The organism is Pseudomonas sp. TMP9, assembly GCF_037943105.1.
Classification (GTDB): Bacteria; Pseudomonadota; Gammaproteobacteria; order Pseudomonadales; family Pseudomonadaceae; genus Aquipseudomonas.
In genome coordinates this window covers 2,472,246-2,493,246 of sequence record NZ_CP149803.1, presented here as the reverse complement: position 1 = coordinate 2,493,246, position 21,001 = coordinate 2,472,246, and the positions used below count along the sequence as shown (strand labels likewise).

The 21,001-nt window shown below is 56.0% G+C and carries 21 protein-coding genes; 15 read left to right on the top strand and 6 right to left on the bottom strand.

All coding sequences use genetic code 11. The features are described 5' to 3' along the window. Nucleotides 1-5: 5 nt before the first annotated feature. On the bottom strand, nt 6-2,063 hold the full coding sequence (locus WF513_RS11860; RefSeq protein ID WP_339083542.1) for a hypothetical protein: 2,058 nt from the start codon (nt 2,061-2,063) through the stop codon (nt 6-8). A gap of 439 nt (nt 2,064-2,502) precedes the next feature. Here WF513_RS11860 and WF513_RS11855 point away from each other — a divergent pair, with 439 nt between their 5' ends. Continuing rightward, the gene (locus tag WF513_RS11855) at nt 2,503-3,831 is read left to right on the top strand and encodes an MFS transporter (protein ID WP_339079584.1); all 1,329 of its coding nucleotides are present in this window, start codon (nt 2,503-2,505) and stop codon (nt 3,829-3,831) included. 68 nt (nt 3,832-3,899) lie between these two features. Here the strand turns inward: WF513_RS11855 and rapA are convergent, their stop codons facing one another. After that, a complete protein-coding gene (gene rapA, locus WF513_RS11850) occupies nt 3,900-6,743 on the bottom strand; it encodes an RNA polymerase-associated protein RapA (RefSeq protein ID WP_339079583.1) in 2,844 nt (947 codons plus the stop codon). A 173-nt stretch (nt 6,744-6,916) separates the two neighbouring features. Here rapA and WF513_RS11845 point away from each other — a divergent pair, with 173 nt between their 5' ends. The 4 genes from WF513_RS11845 (at nt 6,917) to ccoM (WF513_RS11830) (ending at nt 8,288) form a co-directional block, all read left to right on the top strand. After that, a complete protein-coding gene (locus WF513_RS11845) occupies nt 6,917-7,216 on the top strand; it encodes an aspartate-semialdehyde dehydrogenase (RefSeq protein WP_339079582.1) in 300 nt (99 codons plus the stop codon). A gap of 40 nt (nt 7,217-7,256) precedes the next feature. Next, nucleotides 7,257-7,859, top strand: a complete 603-nt coding sequence (locus tag WF513_RS11840; RefSeq protein ID WP_339079581.1) for an alpha-ketoglutarate-dependent dioxygenase AlkB — start codon at nt 7,257-7,259, stop codon at nt 7,857-7,859. Next, the gene (locus WF513_RS11835; RefSeq protein ID WP_339079580.1) at nt 7,856-8,017 is read left to right on the top strand and encodes a hypothetical protein; all 162 of its coding nucleotides are present in this window, start codon (nt 7,856-7,858) and stop codon (nt 8,015-8,017) included. The genes WF513_RS11840 and WF513_RS11835 overlap by 4 nt, the downstream gene beginning before the upstream one ends. A 154-nt stretch (nt 8,018-8,171) precedes the next feature. After that, nucleotides 8,172-8,288, top strand: coding sequence for a cytochrome c oxidase subunit CcoM (gene ccoM, locus WF513_RS11830; RefSeq protein ID WP_339079579.1), 117 nt, complete (start codon nt 8,172-8,174; stop codon nt 8,286-8,288). A gap of 175 nt (nt 8,289-8,463) precedes the next feature. Here ccoM (WF513_RS11830) and WF513_RS11825 read toward each other — a convergent pair whose 3' ends face one another. After that, nucleotides 8,464-9,105 (bottom strand): DUF1109 domain-containing protein, encoded by a 642-nt coding sequence (locus tag WF513_RS11825; RefSeq protein WP_339079578.1) that lies wholly within the window; start codon nt 9,103-9,105, stop codon nt 8,464-8,466. Further along, nucleotides 9,102-9,674 carry a sigma-70 family RNA polymerase sigma factor gene (locus WF513_RS11820; RefSeq protein WP_339079577.1) on the bottom strand — a complete coding sequence of 191 codons (573 nt, stop codon included), beginning with the start codon at nt 9,672-9,674 and terminating at the stop codon, nt 9,102-9,104. The genes WF513_RS11825 and WF513_RS11820 overlap by 4 nt, the downstream gene beginning before the upstream one ends. 260 nt (nt 9,675-9,934) lie before the next feature. Between WF513_RS11820 and WF513_RS11815 the strand changes: the two genes are divergently transcribed. The 5 genes from WF513_RS11815 to ccoM (WF513_RS11795) all read left to right on the top strand — a co-directional run bounded on the left by WF513_RS11815 (nt 9,935) and on the right by ccoM (WF513_RS11795) (nt 13,086). Further along, complete coding sequence (locus WF513_RS11815; protein ID WP_339079576.1) at nt 9,935-10,207, top strand: DUF2282 domain-containing protein; 273 nt, start codon at nt 9,935-9,937, stop codon at nt 10,205-10,207. A 28-nt stretch (nt 10,208-10,235) separates the two neighbouring features. Next, nucleotides 10,236-11,090, top strand: coding sequence for a DUF692 domain-containing protein (locus tag WF513_RS11810; RefSeq protein WP_339079575.1), 855 nt, complete (start codon nt 10,236-10,238; stop codon nt 11,088-11,090). Further along, nucleotides 11,087-11,851, top strand: coding sequence for a DNA-binding domain-containing protein (locus WF513_RS11805; RefSeq protein WP_339079574.1), 765 nt, complete (start codon nt 11,087-11,089; stop codon nt 11,849-11,851). Before WF513_RS11810 ends, WF513_RS11805 begins: the two co-directional genes overlap by 4 nt. Nucleotides 11,852-11,885: 34 nt before the next feature. Next, entirely contained in the window at nt 11,886-12,359 is a 474-nt protein-coding gene (locus WF513_RS11800; RefSeq protein WP_339079573.1) for a DoxX family protein, read from the top strand. A 634-nt stretch (nt 12,360-12,993) separates the two neighbouring features. Beyond that, entirely contained in the window at nt 12,994-13,086 is a 93-nt protein-coding gene (gene ccoM, locus WF513_RS11795; RefSeq protein ID WP_339079572.1) for a cytochrome c oxidase subunit CcoM, read from the top strand. 98 nt (nt 13,087-13,184) lie between these two features. Here ccoM (WF513_RS11795) and WF513_RS11790 read toward each other — a convergent pair whose 3' ends face one another. After that, nucleotides 13,185-15,146, bottom strand: coding sequence for an ATP-binding protein (locus WF513_RS11790; RefSeq protein WP_339079571.1), 1,962 nt, complete (start codon nt 15,144-15,146; stop codon nt 13,185-13,187). Then, nucleotides 15,112-15,798 carry a response regulator transcription factor gene (locus WF513_RS11785; protein WP_339079570.1) on the bottom strand — a complete coding sequence of 229 codons (687 nt, stop codon included), beginning with the start codon at nt 15,796-15,798 and terminating at the stop codon, nt 15,112-15,114. Before WF513_RS11785 ends, WF513_RS11790 begins: the two co-directional genes overlap by 35 nt. A 250-nt stretch (nt 15,799-16,048) precedes the next feature. Between WF513_RS11785 and WF513_RS11780 the strand changes: the two genes are divergently transcribed. The 5 genes from WF513_RS11780 to WF513_RS11760 are packed head-to-tail and all read left to right on the top strand — an operon-like array spanning nt 16,049 to nt 20,913. After that, nucleotides 16,049-16,306 (top strand): hypothetical protein, encoded by a 258-nt coding sequence (locus WF513_RS11780; protein ID WP_339079569.1) that lies wholly within the window; start codon nt 16,049-16,051, stop codon nt 16,304-16,306. A gap of 21 nt (nt 16,307-16,327) precedes the next feature. Further along, a complete protein-coding gene (locus WF513_RS11775; RefSeq protein WP_339079568.1) occupies nt 16,328-18,304 on the top strand; it encodes a hypothetical protein in 1,977 nt (658 codons plus the stop codon). A 2-nt stretch (nt 18,305-18,306) separates the two neighbouring features. Then, nucleotides 18,307-19,218, top strand: coding sequence for a hypothetical protein (locus WF513_RS11770; RefSeq protein WP_339079567.1), 912 nt, complete (start codon nt 18,307-18,309; stop codon nt 19,216-19,218). Between the two features lie 4 nt (nt 19,219-19,222). Then, complete coding sequence (locus WF513_RS11765; protein ID WP_339079566.1) at nt 19,223-19,888, top strand: hypothetical protein; 666 nt, start codon at nt 19,223-19,225, stop codon at nt 19,886-19,888. Continuing rightward, a complete protein-coding gene (locus tag WF513_RS11760) occupies nt 19,888-20,913 on the top strand; it encodes a hypothetical protein (RefSeq protein ID WP_339079565.1) in 1,026 nt (341 codons plus the stop codon). Before WF513_RS11765 ends, WF513_RS11760 begins: the two co-directional genes overlap by 1 nt. Nucleotides 20,914-21,001 lie beyond the last annotated feature (88 nt).

The window sequence follows — 21,001 nt, the reverse complement described above, 5'->3', positions numbered from 1 at the left end:
TGGTGTTATTCAGGCGTGTCGTCGGCGTATTTGTTAAGCGAGATGACCCGAGTCTTGCCGATACGGTGGCGATAAATCTCGCGCAGGTACTTGATGGCTTTCTTGACACTGTCGCGTGACAAACGGATGTCGTTAATCGAGACGAATTTGTCTTGATCGTGGATCAGCTCGCGGTACTTCTTCTCGTACATCGGCTTGATCGCGTACCAGTTGGTGTCGAGGATTTTCGCCGGGTTCTCGTATTCGTTAAGCATGGCGTCCACCCGCGCTTCGTCAAATTCATCGCTGGTGATGAAGTCGAGAATGGCGTTGTCCAAGCTTTCATCAAAACGGTGCGGGTCGCGGGCAAAGCAGCGCTTGATGAAGGCCACAATCAAGGTCAAAAAGTCATCCGACAGGCATGGGCTTTTAGCGATCAAGGTGGTCAGTGACAAATTGGCCGAAGCACCGATAACCAGCGCATAACGCTTCAGGGTGGTGTTGGGGAACATGCTGTTGAGGTGTGTCTTGAGCCGGTTTAGGTCCATGTAGGACAGCTTGTAATCTTTCGGCAGCGAGACAATCGACACCACTGAGGAGCAGTTCTTGAAGAAGTGCAGGTCACTCAGTTTGGCGGCGTCGTAATTGGACTTCTTGTACTCATCCAGCGCTTCGCGGTAGCGCTTAGACTCGATCGGCAACAGGCTGATGCCTTCGATGGCCTGGGTGACTTTGTTGAAGTGTGGCAGGTCGATGGAACGGAAGAACAGGTCGTCAATGTTCAGCCGTGACGGCTCTTTTTCCAGCACACGGAATTTATCCAGCGCTGCAGCGCTTTGTTCCGGCACCACCGATTCGGCATAGGCAATGGCCACCGGCCCGGCCAAGCTCATAAACAGGTCGTTGGCATCGAGGCGAATGGTCTCGCCGATGTCGATGCCGGCGCGGCGGAAATAGTTTTGGTCGTAGTCGGTGGTTACCGCTTGCGCGGTGAGGATGTTGAAAATCTGCTGGGAGATGTACTGGTTAGCGTGACGCTCCATGGCGTTCACGTCGATGTTCTGGATGTTACCGTCATCGCTTTCTTCGGCGTAACGCATGATGTCGTTGGAGATCAGCATCATCGCGTTCCACGGGCGAATGCGGCGCATCACACTGGCTTCGCTGTTCTCTTCATTGTCGAAGTTGTAAGAGAAATCCCACTCCTCAGCGAGGTACTTACACAGCAGGCGACCAGCGTTGATGTGCAGCGCTTCAGACATCTCACTGCGCTGCCCGGAGATGTTTGGCAGGATGCAGATGCCGCTGGTGAAAATGGGCTCGAAGACAAAGCTGTGGTCGCGGTTCTCCGGGCTGTCATCGAAATTTTTAGTGTCGAAGGTTTTGCTCATGTAGGCGAATTGCTGGGCCAGGCCAAATTCTGAGGCCATGCCCGAGCCCGTGCCGCCGCCAGCACTGAATATGTAGAAGTACAACCGCGACTGGTTGGCCTTGATGCCGCAGGAGTCGATCAGGTAGCTGTGGATGAACTTCCAATCTTCGTTGGTAAAACGCTGGGTGTCTTTGTTGAGGATGATCTTGGCTAAATACTGACCGAGGATCGGCGCGTTACCTGCACCACCGGCATGCACCTCGGAAAGGTCCATGATCTTCATCTTGCTGTAGTCGCTGAGGAAACCGCTGGTTTCTCCCTTGCGTGAGAAGCGGATGCGCCCCTCGATGTCTTTGTCCAGGTCGCCGAGCATCACCAGCGGCTCGATCAAAAAAACCGGCTTGCTACTCTTGTTCGGTGCGCGAAGCAGGTTGCTGCGGATCCAGCGGGTCGGGCGAAAATCTTGTTCGGTAACGGATTTTTCTTCGTTATTAAATTCGCTTAAGTAGAACTGCCGGGCGTTGTACACCAGTGAGGCGACATCAAGCGCGATGTTCGAGCCGCAGCGGCCAAGGCCAATCAAGCAAACAGAGGGGAAGTGCTGAACCCGGCGTTCGCTGTCGTCATCTTGCGGCGCTGGAGGAAACACCAAGCTGCGCAGGCCGTCGAGGTTATCGAGGATGCGATCAATGTCGCGCTCGGTGAAATACATGTAGCGCTCGCCGTTGCCGTCAACTTGCACTGGGGCTGATAGCGGCGCCGGTGTTAACAGGTTGTCGGCTAAATCAGCCATGGTGGCTTCAGTCGCGGAGGAGGTTGCAGCGTCTTTTTTTGTTTTCATATAGAGGCAGTCCGGCGGCTAACGAGGTCGGCTTGGCAAATGGCCATATTTGCGTTCAACAGGCTCGTTTGTAGCATGAAAAATAGAAAATCTCGCGGTTTTGCATAGTTTTACTCAGGTGATACCAGTGCTTTAGTAGGGTCAATGGCGGTCTGAGCAGTTGCGTGCGAACTCATTAGCCTGCATACACAGCGCAAATAGTCACAGACAGCCCAGCGGCAAGCCCCTAGATTGCTCTAGCACTCAGGACCTTGGCTGACGGCCAAGCAGTGCTGATGTGCTCCGATAACAACAATTAGAGATGGATTCCATGCAGCAGTCCCTCCAAGCCACGAATGCCTGGCGCATTCTGTTTCTGCTTTTTCTCGCCAACCTGTTCAACTTCTTTGACCGCACCATTCCCGCGATCATTATTGAACCCATCCGGATGGAGTGGGACCTCAGCGACCTGCAGTTGGGCATGATTGGCACCGCATTCACCATCGTTTACGCCATTGCTGGGGTTCCGCTGGGGCGTATGGCCGACACTGGCTCGCGGCGCAAGATTATGGGCTGGGGCTTGGCTGCCTGGAGTGGTCTGACGGCTCTTAACGGTTTTGCTTGGAATTTTTGGAGCTTTCTGCTGATTCGCATGGGTGTTGGCATCGGTGAAGCCAGCTATGCGCCGGCGGCCAACTCGCTGATCGGCGACCTGTTCCCCGCACATAAACGTGCTCGTGCCATGGGCATCTTTATGCTCGGGCTGCCTCTTGGCCTGTTGCTGGCGTTCTTCACCATTGGGGCGATGGTTGAGGCGTTCGACAGTTGGCGCGCGCCGTTTTTTATCGCGGCAGTTCCTGGGCTGCTCTTGGCAGTGTTTATGTTTTTCATCAAGGAACCTCAGCGCGGCGCCGCAGAGCAGGTGAAATCGCGCACCAGCAAGGTGGAAAAGCCTCTGCGAAAAGTGCTGGCGATCCGCACATTCTGGTGGTTGGTGATGGCTGGGTTGGCCTTTAACTTCGCCACTTATGCCTGCAACTCCTTCATGGTGCCGATGCTGCAGCGCTATTTTCTCTTGCCGCTGGAGCAGGCCGCGATGGCCACGGGTGTGATTGTCGGGTTGACGGGTTTGGTCGGCTTGACCCTCGGCGGCTGGTTGGCAGATAAAATCCATCAGCGCTGGCAGACCGGTCGCCTGGTTTTCGCGGCCGTGAGTATGTTGATTGCCTCGCTAGCCACCGGTTATGCCTTGCTGGCTGGGCGGGTTGAAGTGGCTGTGTTTGTGGCGTTGTTCAGCATCGGTTGGCTGTTTTCCTACAATTTCTACACCTGCGTCTATACGGCCATTCAGGATGTGATCGAGCCGCGCCTGCGCGCCACGGCCATGGCGCTGTTCTTTGCTGGCCTATACCTGCTGGGTGGTGGGTTTGGCCCATTAGCCGTCGGCATGCTATCGGATCATTACTCCAATGCAGCCATGCTCGCGGCAGGCGCCACTGAAATGAACGAAGCCTTTAAGGCCGTCGGTTTACATAACGCCATGTATTTGATCCCTGTGGCGTTATTACTGACCATGCTGGCGCTGTTGCAGGCCTCGCGTTGCTTTGTTGACGATGCCGCGAAGATGCAACGGGGCATGAATGACGTTGCAGCGGATTGAGGATTTACAGCCGCACAGCAAGAGGCCCGCGATTGCGGGCCTCTTGCTGTGCGGGGCAAACCTAAACGTTAGCCGGCAACCAATACGCGGATGGCTTCAAGCCGCAGCGCTGCTTTGTCGAGCATGGCCATGCCTTGCTCGCGTAACTGACGCAGGGCGTTGAGTTCGCTGTCACGCACGCTAGGGTTAACGGCTTGCAACGCGATCAAGCGCGCCAGCTCCTCGTCAGTTTCGGCCGCTAGGCGGCGCTTGGCTTCATCGACGCGCTCGTTGTGACGAGGCGCTACCATGCCTTCACCCGCATTAATCAGCGGGTTAAGGCTGTCACGCTGGGCCTGCACAAACTTGTTGGCGCTGGCTCGCGGCACAGCTTCCAGCTGTTCGTTTAGCTTCTCGAAAGAGACTTTGCCAGCCAGGTTGTTGCCGTTAGCATCGAGCAGGCAGCGCAGAGCGATCGGCGGTAGGTAACGGCCCAGTTGCAGCGCGCGCGGGGCCACCACCTCACTGACATAAAGCATTTCCAGCAGCACGGTGCCGGCTTTCAGGGCTTTATTCTTGATCAGTGCAACACCGGTGTTACCCATCGAGCCGGAGCGCACCAGGTCCATGCCGCCCTGCACCATGGGGTGTTCCCAGGTCAGAAACTGCATATCTTCGCGGGCCAGGGCCATGTCGCGGTCGTAGGTGATGGTCACGCCTTCGTCATCGCCAAGCGGGAAGCTGGCATCCAGCATTTTTTCGCCAGGGCGCAGGATCAAGGCGTTATCGGAATGGTCTTCGCTGTCGATGCCAAAGGCGTCAAACAGCTGCTCCATGTAGATCGGCAGCGCGAACTGATCATCCTGCTCAAAAATGGCCTCGACCAACGCTTCACCTTCGCCTGCACCGCCGGAGTTGAGTTCCAGTAAGCGATCGCGGCCGGCATGCAACTCATCTTCTAAGCGCAGGCGTTGCACTTTGGCTTGGTCAACCAGCGTTTGCCATTCAGCATCATCGCCGCTTTCCAGCAATGGCAGCAGGCGAGCGCCGAACTGGTGTTGCAAGGCGTTGCCAGTCGGGCAGGTGGCGAGGAAGGCGTTCAGCGCGTGGTGATACCACTGGAACAGGCGCTCCTGCGGGCTGTTTTCCAGGTACGGCACATGCAGTTGGATACGGTGCTTCTGACCGATACGGTCGAGGCGGCCGATACGCTGTTCGAGCAAGTCTGGGTGCGCTGGCAGGTCGAACAGTACTAGGTGGTGCGCAAATTGGAAGTTGCGGCCTTCCGAACCGATTTCCGAGCAGATCAGCACTTGGGCGCCAAACTCTTCATCAGCAAAGTAGGCGGCGGCGCGGTCGCGCTCAAGGATGCTCATGCCTTCGTGGAACACCGTGGCCGGGATGCCTTTGCGCTTGCGCAGGGCGTCTTCGAGGTCCATGGCGGTTTCGGCGTGGGCACAGATCACCAAGACCTTGAATTTCTTCAGCATCTTCAGGGTGTCGAACAGCCACTCAACGCGCGGATCGAACGTCCACCAGCGCAGCTCTTCATCAACCTCTGGCTGCGCTTGGTAGCTGACCTCCGGGTACAGGTCAGCGTGTTCACCAATCGGCAGCTCCATGTATTCGTCGGGGCTGGCCAGCGGGTAAGGGTACAGTTCGCGGTCGGGGAAGCCTTGCACGGCGGCGCGGGTGTTACGAAACAGTAAGCGGCCGGTGCCGTGGCGATCAAGCAGCTCACGGACCAAGCGCGCGGAAGCTTCGCTGTCGCCTGAATTCACTGCGCTAAGCAGCTCTTCGCCGCCTTCACCGAGGAAGTCATGAATGGTTTGATGCGCCGCGTCAGACAGGCGGCCTTTATCCAGCAACTCCTGAACGGCTTCGGCTATTGGCTTGTAGTGGGCGCTTTCGGCGCGGAAGGCGGCCAGGTCATGGAAGCGGTTCGGGTCGAGCAGGCGCAAGCGCGCAAAGTGACTGTCTTGGCCCAGTTGTTCCGGGGTGGCAGTTAGCAGCAGCACGCCGGGGATGATCTCAGCCAGCTGTTCAACCAGCGCGTACTCGGCGCTGGCACGCTCCGGATGCCAGACCAAGTGGTGCGCTTCATCGACGACCAAAAGATCCCAGCCAGCGGCAAATAGCGCATCTTGGGCGCTTTCGTCTTCGCACAGCCATTCCAGAGCGACCAGCGCCAACTGGCAATCTTCGAAGGGGTTGCTGGCGTCGCTTTCGATAAAGCGCTCGGCGTCGAACAGGGCGACATCCAAATTAAAGCGCCGGCGCATCTCGACTAGCCACTGGTGCTGCAGGTTCTCGGGCACCAGGATCAATACGCGGTTGGCGCGCCCGCAGAGCAGTTGGCGGTGGATGACCAGACCTGCTTCGATGGTTTTACCCAAGCCCACTTCGTCGGCCAACAATACCCGCGGCGCAATGCGATCAGCGACTTCACGGGCAATGTGCAACTGGTGCGCAATCGGTTGTGCCCGCACACCACCCAAGCCCCAGAGGTTGGACTGTAACTGGCGGCTGGTGTAATCAAGGGTGTGATAGCGCAGGGCAAACCAAGGCAGTGGATCGATCTGCCCGGCAAACAGGCGATCGCTGGCCAGGCGGAACTGGATAAAGTTCGACAGCTGGGTTTCTGGCAGGGTGACGCTTTCATGCTGCGCATTAAGGCCGTGATAGACCAGTAGGCCGTCGACATCGTCGACTTCCTGCACGGTCAGTTTCCAGCCATCGAAATGGGTGATTTCATCGCCCGGCGAGAAGCGTACGCGGGTCAAGGGCGCGTTGCGGGTGGCGTACTGGCGGGTTTCACCGGTGGCCGGGTAGAGCACGGTGAGCATGCGGGCGTCTTGCATCAGAACGGTGCCCAACCCCAGCTCCGCTTCGCTGTCACTGATCCAGCGTTGCCCCGGTTCATACTGCGCCATGCGTGTCTCCCGTGTGAAAAAGCCGACAATTGTAACGGAACCCTGCACTCAGGCCCAAGACGCATTGCTGCGCAGCGCGTACTTTGTCTGCTGAGGTTAAGTAAAAGTGTAGCGAGGCGGCGCTCAAGTCGCGGCTTGCCTGGCCGACAGTCTGACCAAAGGAGGGTTTAAACATGCTGCCGCCGATCCCCCATAGCTTGGCTCCCATCACCACGCAGAATGATGTGGTCAAACCACGCCCGGAAATTCCGCCGGTAACCGCGACTGCCGAAAGCGCTAAGGAAAGTGGCGTGAGCCTGGACAAGCGGCACCCGCAGGAAGCCGCAGAGTTGCTGCGCGAAGAACAACGCCGGCGCCAGCGCAGGCAGGGTTATAGCCCTGAGGAATTGGCCGAAGGCGATGTTGATGAGGCGGATGCAGCTGTATTAGATGAGTTGCCGCGGCAAGGGCTGTGGGTGGATGTAGAAGTCTGAGGCGTGCACACTGACGCTTCAGCCCGATCGAGCTCTATTCGTGGATCTATTTGACGACAGCCCATTGCCGCTAGCTAACGCCGATTTGCGGTTGCATGCGCAGTGGCTGGATGCCGCGACAGCCGACAGCTGGCTTAGCGAATTACTCAAACAAACGCCTTGGCAGCAGCCGCATGTGCACCTTTACGGGCGCAAACTCCCCGTGCCGCGACTAGTGGCTTGGTACGGCGACGCCGAGGCCAGCTATCGCTATTCCGGCTTGACCCATCAACCCCTGCCTTGGACGCCTTTGCTGGCGCACATTCGCGCGCAAGTGGCCGCAGCAGTTGGGCAGTCGCTCAATGGCGCGCTGCTCAACTATTACCGCGACGGCCAGGACTCCATGGGTTGGCACAGTGATGACGAGGCGGAGTTGGGCGCCAACCCGCTGATCGCCTCGCTTAATCTGGGTGGCACTCGGCGCTTCGATCTGCGGCGCAAGGGGCAAAACCGCATTGAGCATTCATTGCCTCTGCAGCACGGCTCGCTGCTGGTCATGCGCGGGCCAACTCAGCATCATTGGCAGCACCAAGTGGCGAAAACGCGCAGGCCCTGCGCGCCCCGCCTTAACCTGACCTTTCGATTGATCAAGCCGAGCCCATGAGCAAAGACGATAAGCTGATTGATTTCGCAGCCGAGCGCGACAAGCGTATCCATGACCTGCGCGACAAAAAACTCAACGAAATGCGCGATGCGTTCGCGCAAGTCCTGCCGCTGCCCCCAGCTAAGAAAAAGCCCAAAGGCAAACCAAAAAAGCCGTGAAACGCTCTGCGTTAGGCTGATTACTTGATCTAGGTCAGTGATTGACCGCCTGGTTGTTCTCGCCGCGGTCAAGGGTTGATCTGGATCAATAATACCTCTGCATCGCCTGCTACCTTGAAGCCATACCCACACAGGCTTCACGCAGGAGGCAACCATGTTTATCGATGTCGTAGTACTCGCCGGTATCGGCACCGTTGGTCTTATGGTCGCCTTCTTCGTCGGCTTCAGTTATTTCATCTGGCAGGATTCGCACAAGCGTAAGCAGAGCTAAACCCGTTAGAGCATGAGCAAGCAAGGCAATTTGGGCGACTTCGGTCGCCTTTTTTATGCCTGAAATTTGTACCTATTAAGCTGCATAAGCCTAAGCACTCGGTCAACATACGTTGCGCGGCTGGAAACGCTGCTGCAGTGGCGCGTCCACTGCAGGACTATCGATTATCAGTTCGCTACCAGCGAAGCCAGCGCGGCCCGAGTAGCGCGCCCATAAGGGTCGGTACCAACATGCCCAGCAAGTACCAGGTGCCCCAAAATGGAACCTCCATCTCAGGGCAATGCAGACAATAGGCAAGGGTAGCCATCGCACCGGCCAGCAATCCGCCGCAGGCACCTGCCAGCCTGAGGCGCGTGGGTGCCAGCCCGCTTAGCGCCCAGAAAACACCAATGAATCCTGGAATCGAAAGCAAGATAATGTTCAGGGCGCACACCTGCCACGTCTTGCCGAGGATCATCGCGAGGCGCACATCGGGTGCTGCTGCCATGAGGACATAGAAGGCGCCGGCCCACACCGCGGCGACCGCTGCGACAATCAGGAGTTTTCCGGAGCCCGGCGTTATTCCAGGTCTTGCCAGCCGCATAACTACGCTCAGCGCCCCGATCATCAGACTCAATGGCAAGGCGATTTTCGCCCAGAAGATCGGTGTTACCGCCACCTGAGCCAGATCGGGACGAACGCCCAGTATCGTCATTACCAGCAAGGTGGCGGTCAGCAAGCCGACTAACACCACGACGCCGAAGCGCTTAGCGAGCGCATGCCGGTCGATCTGGGTGACCCCAGACGCAAGCATGCTAATAAAATCATCAGTCTTCATCTTGTACCTCTAATCCTCTGCGCCAGCGCTTTAAGCCCACGATGTACGCCTATTTTTACGGCTGATTCCGATAATCCCGTCATCTGCGCGGTTTCAGTCACGGACAGTCCTTCAAGCTTCACATGCACGATGGGCAGGCGCTGATGCTCAGGTAATTGCTCGAGTAGCTTGTGCAGGTCGCGGCTGGCCTGTGCAGGTTCAAGATAGGGCAGGGCAAACATCTCAGCCGCATCGTCAAGAGAATCGTTGAAGACCTCATGGCGTGACCTGCCTCGAAAAAAATCCGTGAGCTTGTAGCGGGTGATGGCAAAAATCCATGCCGTAAGTGGCTGATCCACCCGGTACGTATGGCGACTGTTGTGAACGGCTAGCAAGACCTCCTGCAACAAATCCTCGACTTCATCGGGTTGTCGTTGAAGTCTCGCCCGCAAAAAACTGCGTATATGGCCGCTTAACTCCGATAGGAATACGCGATAAGCCCGTTCGTCACCGTCCAGGCATGCGAGAAACAGGGCCTGAAGATGTATTTCTCGGCTTCGCAACGCGTCGTTAGGAGTAGTTCGTTCCATCGTCTGCCTTGGTTACACGAAGGGTAAAAATATTTCGTAGCTACGCCTGGATGATGACGCCAGCGCTAATTACGGGCAGCGGAGCATGATTGCGTTCAAGGGCATAAGGCAACCAGCAGATTTATTTTGCGACTCTGAAAAATATTTTGCGATTGCTGTAACCGAATAGGAAAAATCAGCGAACTACCTTTCGGACCTCAAGCACAGCGCACTCCTGCACTGATGCGACGAGCCATCATTATTCTCCCGGAGAAATAACCATGAACAGTCTGAAACTTGCCGCCATCGCCGTTGCTTTCTCTTCCTTCACCGCCGGTGCTATCGCCGCAGAGACCCCGGCCGCAGCAGGTGCAATGGAAAAATGTTACGGCGTTTCCATGGCCGGTAAAAACGATTGCAAGGCTGGCGCCGGGACCTCCTGTGCAGGCACCTCCAAAATGGACTACCAGCCTAACGCTTGGGAATATGTTCCAGCGGGTACGTGCACCAGCATCAAGACCCCAAACGGCATGGGTACGCTCGCACCCAAGTAATCTCCACACCTCGGGGCACACGCTAACCATGAAGAATTTATCCCAGATCGGGGCCGGACTCAGCCTCAAACCGAACCACTATGAGGACGCCCTCGACTGCGCGGTTGAGGGTCTCTGGTTCGAAGTTCATCCGGAAAATTACATGGTTGGTGGTGGCCCCCGTTTGGCGTGGCTGGAGGCAATTGGCAGTCGACACCCTCTGTCGCTGCACGGTGTATCACTCTCGCTGGCGGCCGATTGTCCGCCGGATGCAGAGCACTTGAAGCGCCTGAAAAAGCTCGCGGATCACGTTCAACCCGTATTGATTTCCGAGCACTTGGCTTGGTCAGCCTGGCGCGGGCAGTATCATCCCGACCTGTTGCCCTTTCCCCGAACAGGCGAGGCATTGCGGCGTATCGCAAGCAATATCCAACGCACACAAGATGTCCTTGGACGGCGTATCGCGATTGAAAACCCAACCCACTATTTGCAATTGGATGGCCATGACTACAACGAGCTCGATTTTCTGACCGAGTTGAGTGAGAGGACTGGCTGCGGCTTACTGCTAGATGTCAATAATGTGCACATCAGTGCCCATAACTTGGGTTTCGATGCGGCAACCTACTTGGACGCTTTTCCAGCCGTGGCAATAATGGAGATTCATCTGGCTGGACACGCCAATGATCCTGGCGATTCATCGTTACTTATTGATACTCACGACGCGCCTATCGCTCAAGATGTCTGGTCTTTGTATCAACGTTTAATCGAACGGATCGGTATGCGTCCGACATTGATTGAGCGTGACGACCATATACCGGATTTCGATATTTTACTCGCAGAGCGCGACAGGGCGCAGATGCTGTTGAAACGTGGGCAGAACCCGCAATTGGGGGTTGCGATATGACGCCATCACTCGACCAGTTTCAGGATGCATTCGTCGATGCGCTATACGGCGCCGAGTCACTCGAAATGACGATGCTTACCCAACAACCCGGTTTTGCGGTTTATCGCAATACGGTACTCAAAGGTGCAACCGATGCGTTGCTCGCCAATTTTCCGACCATAGAGCGCTTGGTGGGCACCGACTGGCTGCTGGCCGCGGCCGCAATCCACGCGCGGCGCTCGCCGCCAACTGATGCACGTTTGCTGCACTATGGCGCCGACTTTCCCGGTTTTCTCGACAGTTTTGAGCATGCCAGAGAAATGCCCTACTTGGGCGACGTCGCCCGCCTGGATCGGCTCTGGACACAGGTGCATTGCGCGGCTGATGAGCCAGGCTTTGAGATGAGCGCCCTAGCGCACCTGTCCCCGACGGAGCTTGCCAGTAGCCGGCTTACACCGCGGGCCGCATGCCGCTGGGTTTGGTTGCCAGACTGTCCGGCCTACACGATCTGGCGCGTCAATCGTGAACAGCTGCCAATGCCTGACGAACTCAACTGGCAGGGCGAAGGCGCGCTGCTGACTAGAAAGGCCGGTGGGGTGCACTGGCATGCCGCCAGTGCTGCCGACTGTGCCTTTCTCGACGCTTGCGCGGTACATCTGCCCCTCGAACTGGCAGCAGACCATGCCATTGCAGTCGAGCCAACCCTGGATCTGGAAAATCTCATCATCCGCTTGGTGAGTGCTGACGCGTTCTGCGTTGCGAACCCAGGTCGACCTTCCTGAAAACGTGTTACTTACGTCACTAATGGAGCACACCATGAACGTTATCCGAAACCGCTCATCCACCGCCGACAACGCCCTGAGTAGAATCTGGAATCGCGTTGCAAGCCGACTGGACTCACTGATCAGCGATTCGTTCTTAGCGCTGGTGGCTCGTATCGCCATCGCCGCCATTTTCTTTATGTCCGGGCGCACCAAGGTCAGTGAATTTCTGACGATTACGCCGAGTACCTATGAGCTGTTCCGTACGGAATACGCATTGCCTTTGATCTCTCCAGAACTGGCTGCGCACCTTGCCACCTACAGCGAGCACGTGTTTCCTGTACTTCTGGTGCTAGGTCTATTTACCCGTTTATCGGCGTTGGCGCTGCTGGGTATGACCTTTGTCATCGAGGTCTTTGTTTACCCCGATGCCTGGCCGACTCACCTCGCTTGGGCGGGCCTGCTCCTGCTTATCGTCGCGCGTGGAGCAGGAGCATTTTCGCTGGATCGACGACTGGGCATCCGATAATCCCTCACTTAATAGGGCCATGAAAAACGCCAGTTTGAGCTGGCGTTCAAGTGCGTGGACTGTGTGCCCTCAACCTTGGGCGCGATCTATGATGCACGCGGCACTGACATCGGTTCCGCGTAACGATCCCGCAGGAAAAAGTACAGGATACTGCTCGAGCTGAGTGGGTTACAGGTGGTAGGGCCGCTTTCACTGTTGCGTTGTTTTTAGCACGCTCTGGCTGCACTAATACAAGCTCAGATAACAATACATAACTATTCGATTTATGACCGCCGGTACGGGTTTGATTTATCTGTAGATACCCGCAGACATCCAATCTACTGATGAGTCGTAAAACTGTACGGTCACTAACACCACAAGCTTGGGTAATGTCAGTTTGATTGTCGAAATATAGTTATTCTTTGTCTTTGAAATTTTTTAGCGATCAAAAATGTAGAATCAAACAATTTTTTCTGCACGTAGTTTAATTGTCTCGCCAGTGTGAAGGTTTACAAACCCAACAGCAGATATGATGTTCTTATGGGCTGGAAGGTAGGTGTCGAACTGTTCTTAAGTTTGTGTGAATATTTTAGTTGCCATGGTGTCGATATTCCTATTTTAGTAGGTCTACGAAACTAGGGGCGATTCAGTCGTAGTGCTCGCCGGTATCGGCACCATTGGCCTTATGGTCGCCTTTTTCGTCGGCTTCAGTTATTTCATCTGGCAGGATTCGCACAAGCGTAAGTAGAACTAAACCCGCTAGAGCATGAGCAAGCAAGGCAATTCTGGCGACTTCGGTCGCCTTTTTTATGCCTGTGTCTCAATGCTATTTAGTGGGCTTATGTTTTATTGCGCGCATTCGCTTGGATGGCTATTTCGCTCAGTGGCGACGATAGGTAGCGTTAATGTGACAGTGACGCCGGCCGCAGTAGAATGCCATAGAACTTCAGCGCCTATTGAAGCAGCACGGCGTAGCTGGTTCTTAAGGCCTTTGCCGCTAAAGTATGCGGAATGCTCTTCCGTAAATCCTTGGCCATTATCGACGATAATGACTCTGACATGAGTCGCGTCATAGGATGTGGTAATGCGAATTTCTGTGGCGTTGGTGTGTTTTATAATGTTGGAGAATGTCTCTTGTAGGATCCGTAAGATATGTAATGCATTGCGGGGGTCAAGCCAGTCAAGTGCAGGCACGTTCTGAATATCCCAGCGCAAGTGTATTCCGGCGCTTTCCAAGCGGGGCGTTAAGCGGAATCTTAACGTTGCCATTAATAGCAATAAGTCGGCCTCTACTGGCTCCATCGAATCGATGGTTAGTTTCAGGTCTTCGATGCAGTTTTTCAGGACGTCGGTCAGTGAAGATGCATCAAGATGACCTTTCTCAGCCTCAAGCAATGCAATGATAAGCGATGAGCCCATACCATCATGCATGTCTTGCATGAGCCGTTGGCGTTCATTGCTGAGTGTCTGGCGATGCTCTATTGCGCGCAGACGCTGATAGCTTTTCGTTAACTCATCTTCGCGCTCGTTCAGGCGAAAGGCCAAGCTGGCGTTGATTTTTTTGACATTCTCATTGGCCTTGATAAAACGCCGAAAAATAATGTGCATTACAATTAGAAAAGCGCCAATGTTGCTATAAGGACCAAGATAAATAGATTCAATAGTTAAATAATTATTTTGCAGTAGCCAGTCATGGCAGCCCAGCAGCATGCCTGCTATTGCCCAGCCGCTTAACAGCAAACCATCATTGCAGCGTGCCTGCCAGGACTGATAGGCACCAACCCCTGCCACTAAAGAACCTGTAGTAATCAGTGCGCAGTAGATCAGTGGCGACAGGGCATAAGCATTCAGTACCCCGGAAAGCATTGGCAGCGTTAGCACACCGGCCAAAAGCGTAACTAGAATGACAAACGCGCCCAGCCATCCGGTCGGGCGATGGTGAAGGCTGCGTAGGAAGAAGTGAGTAACCAGTACCATCCAGAACAGAGCGTTTATTGTTAGCCAGCTGAACCAGGACTCCGGTATGGGTAGTTCAGTTTCGCCAACATAATAGTGCAGGGTGCGAATAAAGGATGCAGTTGAAATAAAGAAAAATAGTAGGTATGAGTATTCTTTTCGCGATTTAAACCACACAAAAAATGAGAATAAGCCGACGGCTAAAAATACCACGCTGCTGGTATAGGGCAGTTGCACCTGAAGCAAATAGCGTATTCGGTAACGCCAGTTCAGACCGCTGCTTTCTTGAACCCATATCGATGAAATGCCACCGCCCGAATCGCTTGGGCGTTGGATGCGCAAGAGGATGGAGCGTGGGCGTGGAGTATCGGCTGTTGCGTTTAATGAAATACTAAGGGGGATATTCCAGCCATTCCAGTACACACCGCTGTGTGACATATAAATCAGCTGGCCGTCTGCGTAGATGGCGAGGTTGCCATCGGTTTTCCAACGGGGAATGTAGAGTTGTTGTTGTGTTGCTGACGTCGAAGCGGGTAGTTGCAGGCGATACCAGGTTTCTATTGTCGGTTTTGTAGCGTTCCCATGCTCGGCTGAGGTGGGGATCAATTGCCGGGTCAGGGCGTGTGGTAGATCAACGGTCGTCCATTTGTCAGGCAGCAGTTGTTCGTTAATTACTTGGGGTGGGGCGCTAAAGCCTTGGACGGGGATGTTTAATAGTTGCGCGCGGGTAATGTGTAAGGCTGATTCTGTTGCGGCCACTGCCGGAATACATAGCGTTAGCAGTGCAGTTGTCAGGAATAAGATCCCCGGCCATTGCTTAAGCACCCAGTAATCCTTGGCTGCGCGCTTCATAGATGGCTTCTGTTTTCGAGCTCACTTCAAGCTTCTTGTAAATTCGCCGTACAAAGGTCAGCACCGTATGGCGTGAGACGCCCATCAGCCCGGCAATCTCATCCGAATTAAAGCCTTTGGTGATGTACTCCAGCACTTGTTGTTCGCGGGCAGACAACCGCGCGCGTGACGCGTTTGCTGTGCTGGGTGCCAAGGCCTGCGTCGCGTCAGGCTGGCGAAAGCGCATCAATATCTGCCGGGCGATCAGGGGGCTTATCGGGCTGCCGCCTTGGTGCAGGCTGCGGATTTCCGTGGCAATGCTGGCGGTACTGCTGTCTTTAAGCAGGTAACCCGCCGCCCCAGCCTCAAGCGATTGCATGACGTGCATCTCATCGCCAAACGCGGTGCTGACCATGATATTGCACTCGGGCCATTTGGCATGTGCGGCACGGATAACATCGATGCCCGAGCCGTCCGGCAGGCCTAGATCAACTAAGAGAACATCTGCCGGCGCATGTTCGAGGATGTTTAAGCCCTCAGCGCGCGTGCTCAACACGGCCACCAGTTGCATATCGGTTGCTGTGATGAAGGTCTGGCGCAGTGCTTGCTGAAAGGTTACGTCGTCCTCAACCAAGATCACTCGAATCGGCGTGCTGTCATTTTCGCTGCGCATCTTGATCCTGAATGAGGCCCGTTCACGGCCACGATAGTAGCGCAGCTTTTTAGGCGGTATAGCCTTTATGGCGCAAGGCGACAGGCTTATCTGTACCTATAACGGGGGACATACGGCGCGATGGGTCTTTGGGTAGGATCGGGATGTAATTCAGGGCTCTTGAGCCAGACGCTGATCATCGGCGGCGCACTAAACTCAACTGCAGCGCCCTCTTTATCCAACGTACACACGCCATCTCAGAGGAAGCACCATGTCCATTAAGTCGCGCGCTCGTCAGTTGGGCCAAGGCATGACCGAATACATCATCATCGTGGCCTTGATCGCAATCTCCGCGATTGTGGTTTACAACCTGTTCGGCAGTACCGTGCGCGAACAAGTTGGCGACATGGCCGCCGAGCTGGGCGGCGGTGAAGCAACGCAAGCCGCGGCCACAACAGGCGGTGAGGCGCAGACAGCAGCCGGCGTCAAATCCAACCTGAGCAGTTTCAAACAAGACGAACGTAAGTAATAAGCGCCCGATCCTTAGCTTGTGAACGCGCATAGGCAGTCTGGGCAGGCCATGGTTTTTGGCCTGTTCTTTATCGGCATCGCGTTGATCGGGCTGATTCTGATGTACAACCACGGGATCATGACCCGTGACCGCGTCCAGGTTGAGAACGCCGCCGATGCGGCAGCCTATTCGCAAGCCAAGTTATTTGCCCGCCACCAGAACCTGATTGCCTACACCAACCGTGCCATCGTCGCCAACGAGATGTCCGTAGGTCAGGTGGTGGCGCTGATGTCCTGGTCCAAGCGCTACGCCAATATTCCGCGCTGGGTGAACAGCTTTCCGGCGTATCAGATCCCTATCGTACCGGCACCCAAACCGACAGTCGGGGATGTGCTGTCCACCATCACCCTGCCTTATCAGATACTGGGCACTTTGACGGGGGCAGTAGCCAAACCGTTGCTCAGCATCTATCCCGATGTGATTTCCAGCTTCAACTTGGTGATGGGCTTCTTTCAAAAGATCTTTGCGGTAGCGACGCTGGAAGCGCAGTTCACCACCCCAATAAGCATTGTCAACCGGCATGAAATGCCGGACACCAGCGACGACCTAAAAGTGGTCACCCTTAGCCATCTGTTGCTGGTGCAGAACTTTGTTCTCACGTACTTCGCCAGCGATTTGAATTTGAGCAGCCTGACCAGCCAGGCGAAAAGTGCCAGCACGGCGGCCGGCGGCAGCGCCGCCTCATCCGATGATTTTGTCGCCGACTTTCTAGGTAGCCTGGCGCCCTCGACCATGCTGGTCAACACCTCACCGGAAAAGCACAGCGACAGTAACGGTCAGAACGCCGAAAACAGCGCCGCACGCACGGCTGGCCGCCAGTACGCCGCGATCATGAACAGCAACCGTAATGACTGGCTGGATGCGCGCAATTTTAATGCAACAGCCAAATTGGGCATTCCGGAAATTTCGATAACCCTCTACCCACTGAAGCTGACCTTTAGCTTCAACCTTGAAGTTGGTGTGTTTAACAACGGCGGTACGGCCTATGTCTATAACCCGCAGAGCACTGCGGCCACTGGCAAAGGCATCCCGCGCTATGGCTGGAGCTCGGTCGACTTCAGCTCGATGGGTTTTAAAATAGCCGTACCACTGAAGTTGGAGCTCTGCCTGCCACAACCCATTGGCTGCTTAACCATTCTCAACACGACCATCGGCTTCGGCCTAGGGCTGCCACTGGGCGGCGGCACGCACCAGATCGTGGCAAAGGCGGGTGACCAGTTCTTGATTGGTCCACAGTGGGGTAGCCCCACGCAAAATTCGCCGCCAGGCAGCTCAAGCCCCTATGGCGAAGCCATGCAATCGGTACATGCGACGACTTGGGCATGGGGAAACACCCTGGCTGCCTTCGGTGCCAACCAAGCAGAAGACGTCAGCACCGGCTACGGCGGTGCGCCCTCATTTTTCAGCCTCGGCCGTGACTATCAGGCCCGTGGCACCAGCAACGAATTTACTGTGGCAGTGGCCAAGCCACTGAGTAGCCTGCGCACCAGCGACAACCCTGAAAGCCTGGGCCTGGATACCGGTAAGTTTGCCCTCGACACCCAGGGCGTAACAGACAACGCGCTGTCGTCGCTGTGGGGTGGCCCCGACCACATGATGACCATCGCCTCGGCGGAATCTTACTTCGCCCCGCCGCCGGGCCGGGTAGAAAGCCCCAATCAGTTCAGCCCTTTCTGGGATGCGCGGCTGCGCGAACCCAGCCGCGTGGTGCAAATGATCGCTGCCGGACAGATCGACCTGATGGCTGTGCTGGGCATACAACCGGGTGCCAGCACCTCGGCCATTGTGGGTGCGGTACTCGATTTGGGGCTGAAAAAACTGATTGAGCCGGGCAAGGATCGGGTGCTGGAAAAATTACCGTCGGTTATCAGCGGCCCGGTTAAGCCGGTACTCGACAAGTTCGTCGACACGGTCACCGGTACCGCCAGCGGCGCCGTCTCCGAGCTGGTGAAATAAGCATGACTACGCCGACTTACAGCGTGCGCCTGCGCGGGCAGGCCATGGCGGAGTTCGTGGTCATGGTCGCCGGCGGCGTGCTGCTGCTGTTTGTGCTGGTGCCGGTGGTAGCCAAGCTAGCTGACATGGCCTACACCGCCCAACAGGTGGCGCGCTATGTGGCCTGGGAACGCACCGTCTGGTTCGACACCAACAAGACGCCGGGCGAAACCGACAACGGTGATACCGCCCAGCGCGGCAACGAAGCGGTATTGAAAAGCGCGGAAAAGCGCCTGATGTCCTACTCCGCCGCCATCCAGCCGTTCACCGCCGCTGACATCGACGGCAGCGCCAATACTGCCAGCAATCACAGCCTGTGGCGCTGGACGCATGGCAGCGCGGGCAAGCCGATGACGGCCACCGGCAGCATGCCGAGCCACTCCAACCTGAGCGCAGAGGACACGCCGTCCTACAGCTACGACGTTATCGGCATTTACAACGACGCCATGGGCGGCGTGATGAAAGTGCTGAGTTTTTTGAAAATCGCCAAAGATGACGATTTTCTGCAAGTCGCCCACGAGACCGAGAACCTCTACAACCCCACGGTGGTGATTCCCGTGGCCATGGCCGGCAGTCGGCTGGGCAGTAAGCCGTTGTTCGGCGGCACCCTTGATAAACAGCTGAACATTCGCGCTCAGTCCGCGGTGCTCGCCGATGGCTGGAACGCCCAGGGCGATGAGCACTTTAAGGAGCGGGCCGACGATTTTGCCGTTGGCACCATGCTCAGCAATCCGCTGATTGAAACCATCATCTCAACCATCGGCATCTTTGAACCCTCGTTTAAGGATGTCGAGTTTGACTATGTCGGCATCGAGCCTATTCCGGATAAGCCGGCCAAATGCACCAACAGCACGGGGTTCTGCTACTTCGAGTAAGCCTATGAAAATAATCCCGTTGCTCTTAATCACCGTGTTACTGGCCGCCAATGGAGCGCAGGCTGAGTGTGACTATGATGATTTCCCGCTGATGCCTGACATGTTGGTTGCCACTATCGGCAGCAACATTCAGTGGAACCATACCCCGATGGCGGGCCGCAGTTTTCGTGTGCCGGCCAACCTGGCAACCGTCAAAGACTTTTACGCCAAGGCCTGGGCCGACGAGGTCGACTTCTCGGCATTCAACGGCTGGGAGCAGATTCTGCACATCAATCAACAGTGCATGATGATGATCCAGGTAAAGCGCCAGAACGAGCGCTTCAGCTTTGGCCAGATGGTCATCACCAACCCACCGGGGAGCGCTGTAGCCGCTCAAGTGTTGGGTGATGGCATGCCCGTTCCACCAGGCGCTCATGTAGTCAGCGATATGCGCAGTGATGACGATATTCGCCAAGGCCGCCTGGTGTTGTTGCTCAATGAAGAGGACATGCACACCACCGCCCGCTGGTACGAAACCGATCTCAAACAACAAGGCTGGACCCTGGACCAGCGCAGCCAACAGACCAATGGGATGGTGCTCAGCTACAGCCGCGGGCGTGAATTGATGACGGTCGGTTTGTTACGCCATCAGGACAAAACCCAGATTCTGCTCAACCGGATGGATCGCTGATGAAGAGCCAGCGCGGACAATCCATGACCGAGTATCTAGTCGTGCTCGGCGTTACCGGTGCGGCACTGCTGCTGGCGGGCAACGATGTTGAGCGCCTGTTCGATAACGTGCGTAGCAGCTACAAAACCTACTCCAGCGAAATGAATAAGGTTCAGCTGTATAACAATGAAGCGGTGCGCATTCTCGATCCCAGTCCCGAGCCGCCGTTCGATGACGGCAAGCCCGTGCCACCGCCGCCCGAGCCGGAGTCCCCAGCGAACGACAGGCTCGGCGAACAGAACGAGGTGTATGACGTTAACGGTCTATTGCTAGGCCGCTTGCTCGATAACCAACTGCTTGATGCCAGTGGCAATGTAATCGCCTCCTATGCCTTCGACGCGCAGGGCAACAGCAGCCTGATTGATGCCGATGGCAAGGTTATCTATCCCGGCTTCAGCATCAGCCGGGTCTTCGTCGACAGCAATGGTAAGCCCTTGGTGCTGCAAGCACTGGCCAACGCCAACGGTGAAGTACTGGGTTTCGCTTACCTGGACCGCGACACGTACTACAACGCCTTTACCGGCAACGCATTGGTCAAACAACCTCAAGGGCTGACGCCTATCCCCACCCGTGACGTACTGATGAGCGACGACAAGGGCAAAACCTTCGTCATCAGCTACGAGGCCGCTGGTTTGGTGTATGCCCGAAGCGATGCGCTGGGTATGGACAGCAGTACCTTCACCACCCCGCTAAAAATAACCGGCGAGCTGGTCAGCCTGTACCTCACCCCGGAAACCGAGGCCGCTTGGAGCAAGCATTCACGGTGCATCGTACGCAGCCATAACTGGGCAGCCGGAGCCGTCACTTCACTGCCTGCAAAAGGCGCAAGCGTACCCATTGGTTCCAGCGTGTACACCCAGTTCAGCGCACCCAGCAACCCGCTCAGTTTTGTAGACAGCACGGCGGATGCCTGCAATGCACGCTTCTCCGTGCTGCAAACCAACGATCCAGTCATAGGAGTGCAGTGGGCGTTACGCCGCAACTAATGCGCGCCTGCGAGCCAGGCCAGACACGCTGCAACGTATAGAAAAACCATAAGAGACACCGATAGCCATCGCGCGCCCGCGCGGACAG